The following is a 14,712-nucleotide window of genomic DNA, read 5'->3' on the forward strand; positions in this document are numbered from 1 at the left end:
CCGCTCGGTCTCGACCACGTAGCTGAACTGCCCCACGATGTCCTTGTATTCGCGGTACAGCGAGAGCTCCATCTCGGTTTCATACTTCTCGAGATCTTCGGCACTCATCGGTTCAGCGGTCCTTTTGTCGGTGTGGCGTTCATCATTCCTCAACCCAGTTCGCCATGCTGCGCTGCCTCCCCACCGAACCCGTCGTCGGGTATCCCGTCCGGCGCCACGACCAACCTTCGCACGTTGATGAACGAGTACCGGTGCTGGCTGCATGGCCCCAGTGCGGCCAGCGCGGCCCCGTGCGCGGGCGTGCTGTAGCCCTTGTGCTCGGCGAAGCCGTAGCCAGGGTGTTCGGCCTCCATCTTCACCATCAACCGATCGCGACTGACCTTGGCCAGCACGCTTGCTGCGGCAATGCAGGCCGCCGCCGCGTCACCGCCCACCACCGGCAGCGACGGCGCGGGCAGGCCGGGGACCCGAAACCCGTCGCTCAGCACGTACCCCGGCCGCAGCGACAGGCCTGCGATCGCCCTGCGCATCCCCTCGATGTTGGCCACATGCACCCCGCGGCGATCGACTTCCACGGACGGGATGAAGACCACGTAATAGGCCAGTGCGTACCGCCGGATCAGGGGAAACAGCCGTTCTCGTTCCTTCTCGGTGAGCTTCTTGGAGTCGTCGAGCGCCGACAGGCTCTCCAACCGGTTGGGCCCGAGCACGCACGCCGCCACCACCAGAGGTCCGGCACACGCGCCGCGGCCGACCTCGTCGACCCCCGCCACCGGCCCGAGACCGGAGCGGTACAGCGCCGACTCCAGAGTGCGCAGCCCGGAGGACTTGCGAATCACCGTTCGGGGCGGCCAGGTCGCCGGCACACAAGCTCCTAATCGGTTTGCGGATCCACCGAGCTAACCCCACCCCACCGAGATGGCGGCCAGGCGATGAACCGCGCCTTTCCGATGACATTGTCCAGCGGAACGGTGCCCGCGTTGGGGTCGCCGGTGCACTTGATCCCGCTCTGGAAATCGGCCGCATTGTCGGCGCAGTGCACCCGCGAATCCGCCGAATGCGTGCGGTTGTCCCCCATCACCCAGACCCGGTTCTCGGGGACCTTGACCGGTCCGAACTCGAAGCCGAAGCACTTGTACTTGTCGGGATCGGGCACGTCCATCGTCTGAAGGTTCAGGTAGGGCTCCTTCAGCGACTTCCCGTCGACGGTCAGCCCGGTGCTCTGGCGGCACTCGACGGTCTGTCCGCCCGTCGCGATCACCCTCTTGACCAAGTCATTCTCGTCCGGCGGCACGAAACCGACGAACGAGAGAGCGTTCTGCACCCAGCGCACCGCGGGGTTCGGGGAGCGAATGGACTTGTACCCGGCGTTCCAGTTCGGCGGGCCCTTGAACACGACCACATCTCCCGGCCGCGGCTCGGTGAACCGGTAGCTCAGCTTGTCGACCATGATGCGGTCGCCGACGCAGCCGGCACAGCCGTGCAGCGTGGGCTCCATCGACTCCGACGGGATCAGGTAGGGGCGGGCGATGAACGTCAGCATCAGGTAGTACAACCCCACCGCAATCACCACGAGAATGACGCCCTCGCGCACCGCGCCGCGCCTGCGCTTCGATTTGTCTGCGGCCTCGCCGGCCTGCTCGTCGGCCGCCTCTTCGGCGTCGGTGTCGAGCGTGCGCTCGGATGAGGAGTCTGGGGAGTCCGTGGTTCCGGTCACGGGATCAGCGTAGCCACGACGGGTCGGACGAGGCCCCACCCGCGGCACCGGGTCGCATGCGACGTCAGCGCTTTTCCTTGATCTTCGCCTTCTTGCCCCGCAGTTCGCGCAGGTAATAGAGCTTGGCCCGGCGCACGTCACCACGGGTGACGACGTCGATGTGGTCGATGTTCGGCGAATGCACGGGGAAGGTGCGCTCAACGCCGACGCCATAGCTTTCCTTGCGCACGGTGAAGGTCTCGCGGACGCCGCCGCCCTGGCGACGCAGCACGACGCCCTTGAAGACCTGGATACGCTCTTTGGCGCCCTCGATGACCTTGACGTGCACGTTGACGGTGTCCCCGGCGCTGAAGTCCGGAATGTCGTCGCGCAACGACGACTGATCGACGAAGTCCAGCGTGTTCATCGGTGACTCTTCCTGTTCTTGCTGTTCGCGTCGGCGAACCGGCGGTGGTTACGCGTCGCCGTGCCGATGGGCTCGGGCGTATCTGGTGCATCCTGTGACGGACGGGCCTGCCATCCCCACGTCTCGCCCAGACAACTGGTCAATTGTGCCAGACGTGCCCGCATGCAGTGAAATCGCGAGCCGAAGTCGGGGCCGCACGACCGTCGCCGACCCGTTAGGCTCACAGATACGGGCGGGCGGTCAGCAGCGCTTGTTCCCCGTTCGAAGAACTTTCTGGAGGAGACGTATGCGTCGGCGGCCGTCGAGGCTGGTCGCGGTGACCGCTGCGGTGCTGGCCCTGACCGGCTGCGAGGCGCGCGTGTACGGCACGCCGCCGCCGGTCGACCCCGACGCCCCGCGGCTGATCGTCGTCGCGCCGCAGGGTCCGCTGGCCCCCCTGCCGGAGGCGCCGCCCGACGAGCCCACCGCGTCCTTCGTCGGTCTGGAGAACCGCACCATGCAGGCCACCTCCGAGGCCGCCGCCAAGGGCGCCGACATCACGACTGTGGTGCTGGACCGCTCGACCCGCATGCGCATTACCAACGGCAATGACAGGAGCATCGCGATCGCGTCGGTCGTCAAGTTGTTCATCGCCGACGACATGCTGCTGCGCGGACCGCCGCTGTCGCCGGACGACAAGAAGCTGTTCGAGTCGATGCTGCGTTCCTCCGACGACAGCGCTGCACAGGTGTTCTGGGACCGAAACGGCGGCAGCGCGATCGTCACCCGCGTCGCAGGCCGCTACGGCCTCGGCGGCACCCGGGCAAACGGCAGGTGGTTCAACACCATCAGCACGGCGGCCGACCTGGTGCGCTACTACGACATGATGCTGTCCGGTGCCGGCGGCCTGCCGATGGACAAGGCCGACATGATCGTCGACAACCTGGCCCAATCCAGCCCGACCGGCATCGACGGAATGATGCCGGGCGGCGTCTACCCGCAGCGTTTCGGCATCCCCGAGGGGCTCTACGCCGAACCGGTTGCCGTCAAACAGGGCTGGATGTGCTGCGTCGGCAGCGACTGGATGCACCTATCCACCGGCATCGTCGGGGCCGACCACCGCTACGTCATGGCGATCGCATCCGACCAGCCTGCCGGCGCGGATGCAGCGAGGGCCACCATCACCCAGGCCGTCAAGACGATGTTTCCGGGCGGGCGGATCTAGCCCGGCTCGTATTAGGCTGAGGCCGCCGGCGCACGGCAGGTGCCGCAAGGCGGTTTGATCACCGCCTCGCCGGGTAAAAACGTGTTTCATCGTTCCACTAAGGAGAGTTATGCGTCGGCGGCCGTCGAGTCGGGCGACGGCGACCGCAGCCATCGTGATTGCGGCGCTAATCGTCTCCGGTTGTGAGGCACGGGTTTACGGCACGCCCCCTGCAGAGTCGGATAGCCCGCAGGTGACGATCGTCGCGCCGCAGAACAACGAGGCCCCACTGCCGGCAGCCCCGCCGGGCCAGCCGTCCGCGACGTTCGACGGCCTTGACGTGCGCGCGCGCCAGGCCGCCGCCGACGCGGCCAAGTCCGGAGCCGACATCTCGGTGGTGGTGATGGACCGCAACACCGGGCAGATCATCTCGGCTGGAAGCGGTCGACCCTTCCCGACCGCGTCGGTGGTGAAGCTGTTCATCGCCGACGACCTGCTGCTGCAGGAGTCCAAAGGTCAGGCGACGCTTTCTCCTGCCGACCGCAAGTCGCTCGACACCATGCTGCGGTCCTCCGACGATGGTGCGGCCCAGAACTTCTGGAGCCGCAGCGGCGGGAACGCGGTCATCAGCCGCGTCGTGGCGCGGTACGGGTTGACGGGCACGACGGCGCCCTACAACGGACACTGGGACGTCACGTTGACCACCGCGAGCGACCTGGTCCGCTATTACGACATGCTGCTGGACGGTAGTGGCGGGCTGCCGCCAGAACAGGCCAACGTCATCATGTCCAATCTCGCGCAGTCGACGCCGACCGGTAGCGACGGCTACCCGCAGCGCTTCGGCATCCCCGAAGGCCTCTACGCCGAGCCGGTGGCCGTCAAGCAGGGCTGGTTCTGCTGCTGGAACGGCTCGAACCAGTTGCATGTGACCACCGGCGTCATCGGACCGGATCGCCGCTACGTGATGGCGATCGGCTCGCTGGAGTCCGACGACGCGGCGGACGCGCGGGCCACCCTGACCCAAGCGGTCAAGACGATGTTCCCCGGCGGAAAGATCTAGTCCTCGAGCAGGTCGGGACGGCGTGCCCTGGTGCGCTCCAACGCCTGTTGCCGTCGCCACGCTGCCACCTTCGCGTGGTCGCCCGATAACAGCACGTCCGGCACGTCCAGGCCGCGCCAGCTCGGAGGCCGGGTGAAGCTGGGTCCCTCGAGCAGCCCGTCTGAATGCGAATCCGATTGGTGCGAAGCGGGATTGCCCAATACGTCGGGAAGCAGTCGTAAGACCGCCTCGATCATCACCAGCGCCGCCGACTCGCCGCCAGGCAGCACGTAGTCACCGATCGACACCTCTTCGACGCGCATCCGTTTAGCGGCGTCGTCGATGACGCGCTGGTCGATACCCTCGTAGCGCCCACAGGCGAACACCAGATGTGATTCGCTGCCCCAGCGTTGGGCCGTCGCCTGCGTGAACAATTGGCCTGCCGGCGTCGGAACGACGAGAAGCGTTTCCCGCGAGCAGATTTCGTCGAGCGCCTCTCCCCACACCGGCGCCTTCATCACCATGCCCGGGCCGCCGCCGTACGGCGAGTCGTCGACGGAACGGTGCACGTCGTGTGTCCACCGGCGCAGATCATGCACCCGCAGGTCGACAATTCCCGCCTCAATCGCCTTGCCGGGCAACGACTGTCGCAACGGGTCGAGATAGCCGGGGAAGATGGTCAGCACGTCAATGAGCACAGTTGCGAGTCCTCACTGCAGCTCCAGCAGACCCTCTGGCGGGTCCACCTCGATGGTCTGATCCGCCAACGACACCTCGGTGACGATCGCGCTGACGAACGGCACAAGCACTTCGGCACCCGTCTCCGACGTCACCGACAACAGCTCCCCCGCCGCGGTGTGCAGAACTTCTTTGACGTTGCCGACCAGACGCCCGTCGGTCGTCACCACCCGCAGCCCCTCGAGCTGATGATCGTAGAACTCGTCGGGGTCGTCGATCGGGGGGAGCTCTTGCGAATCGACGATGAACAGGTAGCCGCGCAACGCATCCGCTGAATTTCGGTCGGCGACGCCGGTCAATCGAAGCAGCAGCCGTCCGCTGTGCTCGCGCGCAGACTCGACCACGTAGGTGCGCTCCTGGCCGCTCTTGGGCCGTGCCCGCAGCCGGGCGCCGGGGGCGAAACGCGTCTCGGGGTCATCGGTGCGGACGTCGACGACGAGCTCACCGGAGATGCCGTGTGCCCTGACGACCCGCCCGACTACCAGGTCCATCAGATCCGCTACTGGTCGGTGTCCACCACGTCGACGCGAATGCCCCGACCGCCGATGCCCGCGACGAGAGTACGCAGAGCAGTCGCCGTGCGGCCGCCGCGGCCGATGACCTTGCCGAGGTCTTCGGGGTGCACGTGCACCTCCACGGTGCGGCCACGCCGGGACGTCACCATGTCGACCCGGACATCATCGGGGTTGTCCACGATGCCGCGAACCAGATGTTCGACGGCGTCGACGACGACCGAGCTCACGATTCGTCGGCCTGCGCGGCGGGCGCGGCAGCGGACGCGTCGGCACCTTCTGCTGCAGGCTCGGACTCGTCCTTGACCGGAGCGACCTGCGCCTCGGCGGGCTCCGCATTCTCTGCGGGAGCCGACGTATCGGCTCCGTCTGATGTCGCCGACGTATCGGCTCCGGCGGCCTTGGCGGCCTTCTTGGCCGGCGCCTTCTTCTTCTTGGCGGTGGTGGCCTCGGTGCTCGGGCCGCCGTCGGCGTCTGCGAGCGCGGCGTTGAACAGATCCAGCTTGCTCGGCTTGGGCTCCTTGACCTTGAGCGTTCCCTCGGTGCCGGGCAGTCCCTTGAACCTCTGCCAGTCGCCGGTGATCTTCAGCAGTGCCAGCACCGGTTCGGTGGGCTGGGCGCCGACGCCGAGCCAGTACTGCGCGCGCTCCGAGTCGATCTCGATGAGGCTCGGATCTTCCTTCGGGTGATAGCGGCCGATGACCTCGATGGACCGTCCGTCGCGGCGCGTGCGCGCGTCGGCGACGGCGATGCGGTACTGGGGATTGCGGATCTTGCCGAACCGGGTGAGCTTGATCTTTACAGCCATGTGAAAGCGAATTCTCCTGATGATTGCCACGCTGCAATTCAGCGATCGCGGGCGGAGATGCCCGGATCCGGTTTTGCCTTACGTGTGTGACCATCGCGGGGCCGTAGTCCCGCGGCAGACAGCCGCCCATTGTGCCAGAACAGCAGCTACCGGGAGAAATCGCGCCCGGTCAGGGTCACAGGATCTTGTCGTAGCACTTGATCTCCACGCGGCGGGACAGCCGCCAGCCGTCGGCAGTGCGGACGAACTCGTCGTCGTACCAGACACCGACCTGCATGACCTTGGGTTTGTCGCCCTTGAGCACCATCGGGTTGAAACAGAAGGTGCGCGCGGTCGCGGTGTCACCGGCGAGCTTGATGGCGGGCAGCCCCAGCATGTGAGCGTTTCGCTCGAAATAGGTGGGCAGTGTCTCGGCCAGCCACAGCTTGATCTGCGGGTATCTGCCGTCGATGCCGCCTGTGTCGCGGTAGTCGATGTAGGCGTCGTCGACGAAGATTTCGTCCAACTCGTCGAACTCACGGCGATCGATGGCCTCGGAGTAGCTGATCAGCAGGTGTTGGAGTTCGAGGCGGTCAGAGATCTCTTCGAGGCTCAGCATCTTCTCGATTGAACACTCCGGGCACCGCAATAAACCGATCGGGGTTACGCTGCTGAACCCATGGGGAGGTTTTTCACAGTCATCGCCGCGTGCCTGAGCCTGGTTTTGCTATCCGTTGTTCCGCTGGCCGAAGCAGAACCCGACATTGCGCCCATCGGCAACGTGGCGCCTCCCGACGGGCCCGCGCCCGCGTGGATCGTCGCCGACATGGACACCGGCCAGGTGCTGGCCGAGCGGGAGATGGACATCCCCCATCCACCCGCGAGCACGATCAAGACCCTGCTGGTGCTGACCGCGCTCGACGAGGTGACCAACCTGGACGCGACGGTCGTGGGCACCGAGGCCGACACCCACGTCGAGTGCACCTGCGCGGGCATCGAGCCGGGCCGCACCTACACCGCTCGCCAGCTTCTGGGCGCGATCCTGCTGATGTCGGGAAATGACGCGGCCAACGCGCTGGCCGACATGATCGGTGGCTATGACACCGCGGTGGCGAAGATGAATGCCAAGGCCGCGTCGATCGGCGCGCTGTCCACGCATGCGGCCACCCCGTCCGGGCTGGACGGGGCCGGCGGCGCCGGAGCCACCACCCCACGGGACCTCGCAGTCATCTTCCGCGCAGCGATGGCCAATCCGGTCTTCGCGGCGACGATCGCGCAGCCGGCGGCCACGTTCCCGACGGCCGGGGGTGACAAGCCGATCGTGAACGACGACGAACTGCTGCACCGCTATCCGGGCACCCTCGGGGGCAAGACCGGGTTCACCGACGCTGCGAAGAAGACGTTCGTCGCGGCCGCCGACCGCGGCGGTCGCCGGTTGGTGGTCGCCATGATGTACGGGCTGATCAAAGAAGGCGGTCCGACATACTGGGACCAGGCCATCGGCCTGTTCGACTGGGGCTTCTCCCAGGACAGGCAGATGAGCGTTTCGTCGCTCTAGACCCAGCGTCATCAAAAGTTGTTGATCCGCAATGGATCCGAGACCTCAGCGCGGCTAAACCGGTGAACGTACAGGATACGCTCAGCCTCCGTGCGAAAGATGTTGGCTGCCTTGATAACCGCGCTCGCGATGGCGAGCTCAGCGGTGGCAGCACCGACCGCGACGGCTGAGCCCGGCATCCAGCCGCCGGGCGCGGTCGCACTTCCCGACGGCCCCGCGCAGGCGTGGCTGCTCGCCGACCTCGACTCGGGACGCGTTCTAGCCGCCCAGGATCCGAACGGGCAGCACGCACCCGCCAGTACGATCAAGCCGCTGCTCGCGATGGTGGTCCTGGACAATCTGCGTCCCGATAACTTCGCGCGCGCCAACCAATCCCACACCGAGGTCGAATGCTCGTGTGTCGGGCTCGAGCCGGGTCAGGCATACACCACCCAGCAGCTGCTGTCGGCCCTGCTGATGGTTTCGGGAAACGACGCGGCCAACATGTTGGCCGACATGCTGGGCGGACAGCAGGTCGCCGTCGCCGCGATGAACCGCAAGGCCGCGACCCTGGGGGCCAAGAGCACACGGGCATCGTCGCCCTCGGGGCTCGACGGACCGGGCTGGGAGTCGGTCACGACGCCGCACGACCTCGCGGTGATCTACCGCGCCGCCCTGACCTATCCGCTGATAGCGCAGATCTTCCAGGCCAGGTCGGCACCGTTCCCCGGCAAGACGATCACCGCCCAGAACAAACTGCTGACGAGCTATCCGGGCACGATCGCCGGCAAGACGGGCTACACGAACCTCGCCCGCGACACCTTCGTCGCCGCAGCGCAGCGGGGCAACCGACGGCTGATCGTGGTGGAGATGTACGGCGACGGCGACCTCTACGGCCAGGCCACCGCATTGTTCGACTGGGGCTTCGGGCAACCGTGACGGCTACTTGCCCATCACCTCGGCAGGCGGCGGGCATGCGACATGGTCCTGGAGGTCCTCACCGTGCCCGCTGCCCGGCCTGGTGACGTCGGCTCGACCCGCGAGCAGAACGAAGCCCGGTCGCCCGTCGGCATCATTGTCACCAACGACCACCAATGACTGCGCGCCCATGGAGTCCCCTGCGGGCAGGTCGTCGGCGAGAAGCTGAAACGGGTTGACGCCGTCCAGTTCCTGCGCCCGGATCGACATCGCCCGGTACCGCTGACCGGCAAGCGTTTCGGGGAACGGCCGCCATGTCGCGCCGATGTCGTCGGCGTGGGCGGCCAGCGCCTGGCGCACGTCGGCCCGGACACAGTCGACGTGAATGTGCAGCTGGTCTTGTGACCGCGCGTCTGCGGAGTTGACGGCAAGGCTCAGCCAGTCCCGGGGCAGTTCTCGCCCTGCGCGCTGTTCGACGAAGGAACGGGCCCGCCACGCGTCGGCGAAGTAGTTCGGCGCATCGGCGGCCAGGATCTGCGGGCTCTCGATTCCCGGCACGCGCGCGGTCGGGATCAGCAGGAACTGGGTGGCACCGACCAGATCCTTGAGCACCGCATAGCCGCGCGGTTCGCCGCCGTCGAGGTCGACCAGCGCGCACGGGGCAGGGTCACCGTTGTTCTGTTGACCGGGTACGCACTGGCCGTTCACGATGGCCCACAAAGCATTTGGATCGCCAACAGCCTGCGGCGCGCAGACGACCGTCGCCACAAGGAGGAGCGCGCCCGCGACACCTCGCAGCCGCCCCCTAGTACGCACGGCCGCGCAGCACAACCAGGTCCGGATGGTTGATGACGGCCGCTCCCGTACGGGGATCCTCGACGTAACAGACCAGATCCGCCGACGCGCCGTGCTCGAGCGACGGTCTGCCCAGCCAGTCGCGGGCCGTCCAGCTCGCCGCCCCGAGCGCCTCCGTCGGCGTCATCCCGATCCGCTTCAGCGCGTCGACCTCATCGCCGATGCGACCGTGCGCGACCATGCTGCCCGCATCGGTGCCCGCAAATATCGGCACGCCCGCCTCGCGCGCGGCAGCGAAGCGCGGGCCGCTGCGGCGGTAAAGATCCCGCATGTGGCTGGCGTAGCCCGGGTACTTCGAGGCGCCGTCGGCGATGCCGGGAAAATTCTCGATGTTGATCAGCGTCGGCACCAACGCCGTTCCGTGCTCGACCATCAGCGCCAGCGCGTCGTCCGTGAGGCCGGTGCCGTGCTCGATGCAGTCGATGCCCGCCCTGATCAGGCCGGGCAACGCCTCCTCGCTGAACACGTGGGCGGTGACCCGCGCCCCCTCGGCGTGGGCCGCCTCCATCGCCGCCGTGAGCACATCGTCGGACCAGAGCGGCGCCAGGTCGCCGACGTCCCTGTCGATCCAGTCGCCGACCAGCTTGACCCAGCCGTCGCCCCATCGCGCCTGCTCGGCGACCGCGTCAGGCAATTGCGCCTCGTCTTCCAGCTCGATCGCGAAGTCGCGCTGGTAACGCTTCGGCCGCGCCAGATGGCGACCGTGCCGGATGATTCGGGGCAGGTCGTCGCGGTCGTCGAGGGCGCGGGTGTCGATCGGCGACCCGCAGTCGCGCAGCAGAAGTGCGCCGACCCCGCGTTCGGTCTCCGCCTGCTCGACGCACTCGTCGAGGTTGTCTACCGGGCCGTGCGCACCGAGCCCGACGTGGCAGTGCGCGTCGACGAGCCCGGGCACGATCCAACCGCCGTCGAAGACGGTCTGAGCGTCGGCGACCGGTTCGGCGCTCAGCACGCCGTCGACGATCCACCAGTCCACGGGCTGCTCATCGGGTAAGCCCCGGCCGCGGACATGCAGTCGCATCAGTTCTTGGGAAACTTCAGCTTCGACAGGTCGATGTCGGCCAAGCCCGGCGGCAGCTCGTCGAGGCCCTTGGGCATGTTGGACAGGTCGGGGAAGCCCTCGGGCACACCCGCGCCGAATGGGCTGCGCACCTTCGGTGGCGTCGGACCGCGGCCGCCCTTCTTGCCCTTCTTCTTGTTCTTGGCGTTCTTGCGCGAAGAACCTTTGCGGCCGAACGGCATTCCCATCTGTCCGGCCATTTGCGACATCATCTTGCGGGCCTCGAAGAACCGGTCGACAAGCTGGTTGACCTCAGCCACCGTCACACCGGAGCCGTTGGCGATGCGCAGCCGCCGCGATGCGTTGATGATCTTCGGCTCGGCGCGCTCCTGCGGCGTCATACCGCGGATGATCGCCTGCACCCGGTCAAGCTGGCTGTCGTCGACCGCGGCCAGCGCATCCTTCATCTGACCGGCGCCGGGAAGCATGCCCAACAGGTTGCCGATCGGCCCCATCTTGCGGATGGCCATCATCTGCTCGAGGAAGTCCTCGAGCGTCAGCTCGCCCGACCCGATCTTGGCGGCGGCATCCTCGGCCTGCTGCGCGTCGAAGACCTGCTCGGCCTGCTCGATCAGGGTCAGCACGTCGCCCATGCCGAGGATGCGGCCGGCCATCCGGTCGGGGTGGAAAACGTCGAAGTCGTCGAGTTTCTCGCCTGCGGACGCGAACAGGATCGGCACGCCGATGACCTCGCGCACCGACAGCGCGGCGCCACCGCGGGCGTCGCCGTCCAGCTTGGTGAGCACCACGCCGGTGAACCCGACTCCCTCGCGGAACGCCTCCGCGGTGGTGACGGCGTCCTGGCCGATCATCGCGTCGACGACGAACAGCACCTCGTCGGGATCGACGGCGTCGCGGATCGAGGCTGCCTGCGCCATCAGCGCGTCGTCGATGCCGAGCCGCCCGGCGGTGTCGACGATGACCACGTCGAAATGCCGTGCCCTTGCCTCGGCGAGACCGTCGGAGGCCACCTTGACCGGCGCGCTGGCATCGGTGTCGACGGAGCCGTCGGCCGATGCGCCGGGATGCGGCGCGAACACCTCGACACCGGCCTGGCCGCCGACGACCTGTAGCTGGTTGACCGCGCCGGGGCGCTGCAGGTCGCAAGCCACCAGCAGCGGCGTATGCCCTTGACCCTTAAGCCATTTCGCGAGCTTGCCGGCCAGCGTCGTCTTACCCGAACCCTGCAGGCCCGCGAGCATCACCACCGTCGGCGGTGTCTTGGCGAACGCCAGCTGGCGGGTCTGCCCGCCCAGGATCCCGACGAGCTCCTCGTTGACGATCTTGACGACCTGTTGGGCCGGGTTGAGGGCGCCCGACACCTCAGCTCCGCGTGCGCGCTCCTTGATGCGCGCGACGAATTCGCGCACCACGGGCAGCGAGACGTCTGCCTCCAACAACGCCAGCCGGATCTCGCGGGTGGTCGCATCGATGTCGGCGTCGGTCAACCGCCCCTTGCCGCGCAGGTCCGACAGGACACCGGTCAACCGGTCGGAGAGGGATTCAAACACGACGACAAGCCTAGCTGGCCTCGGACACCGGCTTCGCGGGCGCAGGGGTGGGCAGTACCTCGTACAGGTCGTGTTGCAGCTCGTCACGGACCGTGGAGCCGTCACCCTGGCCCTCGGCCGGGATCACGATCCCGAAGAGGTCGACCACCGATGAGCCCAGCGTGGTCACCTTCGCCCACGCGATGTCCACCCCGTCCCGCTCGAACACCGCGGTCAGCCGTGCCAGCAGGCCCGCACGGTCGGTGGACCGGATCTGCACCACCAGCTCGCCGGGCTCCGCACCTTGGGACCACAGGATCCGTGGCGGCGCGGTGGCGTGGTTGATGGGCACCGCGTTGGGCGCCTCGCCCGCCCGCGTCGTGCCGTGCTGCGCGGCTTCGCGGTCGCGGCGATCCAGCGACGCGAGCACGTCGAGCTCACCGTCGAGGGCGAGGATGAACTGCTGTCGCAGCAGCTCGGCGGCGGGCGGCGAGCCGAAGTGCGGCGACACGACGAACGTGTTGATCGCCGAGCCTTGGTGACCGTTGACCGACGCCGAGTGCACCCGAAGCGAGTTCAGCGCCAGCACGCCCGCCGCCTTCGACAGCAGCCCACGCCGGTCGGGAGCGATCATCGTCACGTTGTAGATGTGCGGGCTGTCGGCCGGCGTCAGCTCCACATGTACGCCGACTGTCGAAGCAAGCGAAAGATGGTGTGGATCAACGGGATCGGGATGCGGCAACTCCTCGCCGGCCATCACCAGCCGGCAGCGGCGCACCAGGTCGCCGATCAGCGACGCCTTCCAGTCACCCCAGACGCCGGGGCCGGTGGCCAACGAGTCGGCCTCGGCCAGCGCGGCCAACAACTCGAGCAGGACCGTGTCGCCTTCCACCGCCTCGACGACGGCTTCGATGGTCTTGGCGTCCTGCAGGTCACGGCGGGTGGCGGTGTGCGGAAGCAGGAGGTGATGCCGCACGACCTTGGAGAGCACCTCGACATCCGACGGCCACAGACCGAGCCTGGTGCCGATCTGAGTCGCCAGCTCGGCACCGATGACGCTGTGGTCACCGCCCCTGCCCTTGCCGATATCGTGACACAGCGCGCCGAGCAGTAACAGGTCGGGACGCGACACGCGAGTGGTGAAAGCGCTTGCCCGGGAAACGGTCTCGACGAGATGGCGGTCAACGGTCCAGATGTGCACCACGTCGCGGGGTGGCAGATCACGCACGGCTCCCCACTCCGGGAACAGCCTGCCCCACAGCCCGGTGCGGTCGAGCGCCTCTATCGTGGCCACCGCCGTCGGGCCTGCGGCCAGCATCACCAGCAGATCCTTGAGCGCCTGCCGCGGCCACGGTGTGCGCAGTTCGGGCGCGGACTGGCCGAGCCGGGCCAGCGTGGACGCCGCCATCGGCAGACCGGTGCTTGCCGAAGCTGCGGCAACACGCAGGATCAGGCCGGGGTCGCGCTCGGGGCGCGCGTCGCGGGCAAGGATCACCTCGCCACCGAACTCGATGACCCCTTCGTCCAGCGGCCGGCGCACCGGTCGACGAAACGCCGCGAATCCCCGGCGCGGCAGCGCATTGCCTGCGGTGCGAACGCCGGCGTCGACGTAAAAGCTGATGGTGCGTGCAGCATCGGAGAGCACGCGCGCCAGATCGAAACGGTCACCGATGCGCAAGGCTGCGCCGATCTCGTCGGCGTGCTGGGCCAGCACCAGCTCCCGGCCACGACCGGATACCCGGTGTAGCTCGGTGCGAACGTTAAGCAGCGCGAGGTGCGCCTCGCCGAGCGTTTCGGTCGGCGAGGCCAACGACCTGCTCGGGTAGACGTCGGCCAGCTGCGCTATCGCCAGCGCGTTGAGCAGCTGCACGTCGCGCAGACCACCGCGGCCGGTCTTCAAATCCGGCTCGGCGCGGTGGGCGATCTCTCCGCTGCGCTGCCACCGCTGCTTGGTGTGTTCGACGAGTTCGTCGAAGCGCGAGGCGATTCCGGTCCGCCACTGCCGACGCGCACCACCGACCAGCAGCGTCGACAAGTCGGCATCGCCAGCGATATGACGCACCTCCAACATGGCCAGCCCGGCCGAGATGTCCTCTCCGGCAACCTTCATCGCGTCGGCCACCGTCCGGACGCTGTGGTCGAGCCGAATATTGGCGTCCCACAACGGGTACCAAAGGTTCTCGGCGACCTCGCTGACGACCTTCTTGGGCAGATTGTCGTGCAACAGCATCAGGTCCAGGTCGGAGTACGGCAGGAGTTCGCGTCGGCCGAGGCCTCCGGTTGCGACGATCGCGAAGCCGCTGGTCTCGGTGATCCCGATCTCGGCAGCCTTCGACGAGAGCCAGAATTCGTGCAGGTCGAGCAGTGCGTCGCGGAGCTCGGCGGCATCCAGGTGATGGGAGTCGGAGACCAGCTTCTCGCACGCCGTCCGCAAGTCGGTGGCGGCCTTCGACGAGACCGCCGCCGGCGT

At 67.6% G+C, this 14,712-nt stretch carries 17 protein-coding genes; 4 read left to right on the forward strand and 13 right to left on the reverse strand.

What is annotated here, in order from left to right; all coding sequences use genetic code 11:
• From QOJ24_RS22800 to rplS, 4 genes are all read right to left on the reverse strand, one after another.
• Positions 1 to 108: DUF2469 family protein (locus QOJ24_RS22800; RefSeq protein WP_526265440.1), on the reverse strand; the 108-nt coding region annotated here is incomplete at its 3' end.
• A gap of 41 nt (positions 109 to 149) precedes the next feature.
• Positions 150 to 866, reverse strand: coding sequence for a ribonuclease HII (locus QOJ24_RS22805; RefSeq protein ID WP_526265413.1), 717 nt, complete (start codon positions 864 to 866; stop codon positions 150 to 152).
• Positions 867 to 874: 8 nt separating this feature from the next.
• Positions 875 to 1,717, reverse strand: a complete 843-nt coding sequence (lepB, locus tag QOJ24_RS22810) for a signal peptidase I (RefSeq protein WP_526265415.1) — start codon at positions 1,715 to 1,717, stop codon at positions 875 to 877.
• Positions 1,718 to 1,781: 64 nt separating this feature from the next.
• Complete coding sequence (rplS, locus tag QOJ24_RS22815; protein ID WP_318994962.1) at positions 1,782 to 2,123, reverse strand: 50S ribosomal protein L19; 342 nt, start codon at positions 2,121 to 2,123, stop codon at positions 1,782 to 1,784.
• Positions 2,124 to 2,409: 286 nt separating this feature from the next.
• Here rplS and QOJ24_RS22820 point away from each other — a divergent pair, with 286 nt between their 5' ends.
• The gene (locus tag QOJ24_RS22820) at positions 2,410 to 3,327 is read left to right on the forward strand and encodes a serine hydrolase (protein ID WP_526265417.1); all 918 of its coding nucleotides are present in this window, start codon (positions 2,410 to 2,412) and stop codon (positions 3,325 to 3,327) included.
• Positions 3,328 to 3,436: 109 nt separating this feature from the next.
• Positions 3,437 to 4,366 carry a serine hydrolase gene (locus QOJ24_RS22825; RefSeq protein ID WP_526265419.1) on the forward strand — a complete coding sequence of 310 codons (930 nt, stop codon included), beginning with the start codon at positions 3,437 to 3,439 and terminating at the stop codon, positions 4,364 to 4,366.
• Here QOJ24_RS22825 and trmD read toward each other — a convergent pair.
• The 5 genes from trmD to QOJ24_RS22850 form a co-directional block, all read right to left on the reverse strand.
• Complete coding sequence (trmD, locus tag QOJ24_RS22830; RefSeq protein WP_526265421.1) at positions 4,363 to 5,043, reverse strand: tRNA (guanosine(37)-N1)-methyltransferase TrmD; 681 nt, start codon at positions 5,041 to 5,043, stop codon at positions 4,363 to 4,365. The two genes, QOJ24_RS22825 and trmD, sit on opposite strands and share 4 nt — an antisense overlap.
• A 12-nt stretch (positions 5,044 to 5,055) precedes the next feature.
• Positions 5,056 to 5,574: a ribosome maturation factor RimM gene (gene rimM, locus QOJ24_RS22835; RefSeq protein ID WP_526265423.1), complete on the reverse strand. Its 519-nt coding sequence runs from the start codon at positions 5,572 to 5,574 to the stop codon at positions 5,056 to 5,058.
• Positions 5,575 to 5,582: 8 nt separating this feature from the next.
• The gene (locus QOJ24_RS22840; protein ID WP_099040063.1) at positions 5,583 to 5,825 is read right to left on the reverse strand and encodes an RNA-binding protein; all 243 of its coding nucleotides are present in this window, start codon (positions 5,823 to 5,825) and stop codon (positions 5,583 to 5,585) included.
• On the reverse strand, positions 5,822 to 6,403 hold the full coding sequence (rpsP, locus tag QOJ24_RS22845) for a 30S ribosomal protein S16 (RefSeq protein ID WP_526265425.1): 582 nt from the start codon (positions 6,401 to 6,403) through the stop codon (positions 5,822 to 5,824). The genes QOJ24_RS22840 and rpsP overlap by 4 nt, the downstream gene beginning before the upstream one ends.
• 175 nt (positions 6,404 to 6,578) lie before the next feature.
• Positions 6,579 to 7,001 (reverse strand): nuclear transport factor 2 family protein, encoded by a 423-nt coding sequence (locus tag QOJ24_RS22850; protein ID WP_526265426.1) that lies wholly within the window; start codon positions 6,999 to 7,001, stop codon positions 6,579 to 6,581.
• A gap of 60 nt (positions 7,002 to 7,061) precedes the next feature.
• Here QOJ24_RS22850 and QOJ24_RS22855 point away from each other — a divergent pair, with 60 nt between their 5' ends.
• On the forward strand, positions 7,062 to 7,940 hold the full coding sequence (locus tag QOJ24_RS22855) for a D-alanyl-D-alanine carboxypeptidase family protein (RefSeq protein ID WP_526265428.1): 879 nt from the start codon (positions 7,062 to 7,064) through the stop codon (positions 7,938 to 7,940).
• Positions 7,941 to 8,030: 90 nt separating this feature from the next.
• Positions 8,031 to 8,858, forward strand: a complete 828-nt coding sequence (locus QOJ24_RS22860) for a D-alanyl-D-alanine carboxypeptidase family protein (RefSeq protein WP_526265430.1) — start codon at positions 8,031 to 8,033, stop codon at positions 8,856 to 8,858.
• Between the two features lie 3 nt (positions 8,859 to 8,861).
• Here QOJ24_RS22860 and QOJ24_RS22865 read toward each other — a convergent pair whose 3' ends face one another.
• The 4 genes from QOJ24_RS22865 to QOJ24_RS22880 form a co-directional block, all read right to left on the reverse strand.
• A complete protein-coding gene (locus tag QOJ24_RS22865) occupies positions 8,862 to 9,653 on the reverse strand; it encodes a CDP-diacylglycerol diphosphatase (RefSeq protein WP_526265432.1) in 792 nt (263 codons plus the stop codon).
• Entirely contained in the window at positions 9,643 to 10,713 is a 1,071-nt protein-coding gene (locus QOJ24_RS22870) for an amidohydrolase family protein (RefSeq protein WP_526265434.1), read from the reverse strand. The genes QOJ24_RS22865 and QOJ24_RS22870 overlap by 11 nt, the downstream gene beginning before the upstream one ends.
• Positions 10,713 to 12,263 carry a signal recognition particle protein gene (gene ffh, locus QOJ24_RS22875; RefSeq protein ID WP_526265436.1) on the reverse strand — a complete coding sequence of 517 codons (1,551 nt, stop codon included), beginning with the start codon at positions 12,261 to 12,263 and terminating at the stop codon, positions 10,713 to 10,715. The genes QOJ24_RS22870 and ffh overlap by 1 nt, the downstream gene beginning before the upstream one ends.
• A 10-nt stretch (positions 12,264 to 12,273) precedes the next feature.
• Positions 12,274 to 14,712 (reverse strand): [protein-PII] uridylyltransferase (locus QOJ24_RS22880; protein ID WP_526265438.1); only part of this gene is annotated, 2,439 nt, incomplete at its 5' end.

This window comes from Mycobacterium sp. (genome assembly GCF_032159775.1).
Classification (GTDB): Bacteria; Actinomycetota; Actinomycetes; order Mycobacteriales; family Mycobacteriaceae; genus Mycobacterium.

Excerpts from the sequence above, each read along its gene's own strand:
- QOJ24_RS22820 (WP_526265417.1), top strand. The coding sequence starts at position 2,410 with ATGCGTCGGCGGCCGTCGAGGCTGGTCGCGGTGACCGCTGCGGTGCTG.
- QOJ24_RS22825 (WP_526265419.1), top strand. The coding sequence starts at position 3,437 with ATGCGTCGGCGGCCGTCGAGTCGGGCGACGGCGACCGCAGCCATCGTG.
- rpsP (WP_526265425.1), bottom strand. The coding sequence starts at position 6,403 with ATGGCTGTAAAGATCAAGCTCACCCGGTTCGGCAAGATCCGCAATCCC.
- rimM (WP_526265423.1), bottom strand. The coding sequence starts at position 5,574 with ATGGACCTGGTAGTCGGGCGGGTCGTCAGGGCACACGGCATCTCCGGT.
- QOJ24_RS22855 (WP_526265428.1), top strand. The coding sequence starts at position 7,062 with ATGGGGAGGTTTTTCACAGTCATCGCCGCGTGCCTGAGCCTGGTTTTG.
- QOJ24_RS22870 (WP_526265434.1), bottom strand. The coding sequence starts at position 10,713 with ATGCGACTGCATGTCCGCGGCCGGGGCTTACCCGATGAGCAGCCCGTG.
- rplS (WP_318994962.1), bottom strand. The coding sequence starts at position 2,123 with ATGAACACGCTGGACTTCGTCGATCAGTCGTCGTTGCGCGACGACATT.
- QOJ24_RS22850 (WP_526265426.1), bottom strand. The coding sequence starts at position 7,001 with ATGCTGAGCCTCGAAGAGATCTCTGACCGCCTCGAACTCCAACACCTG.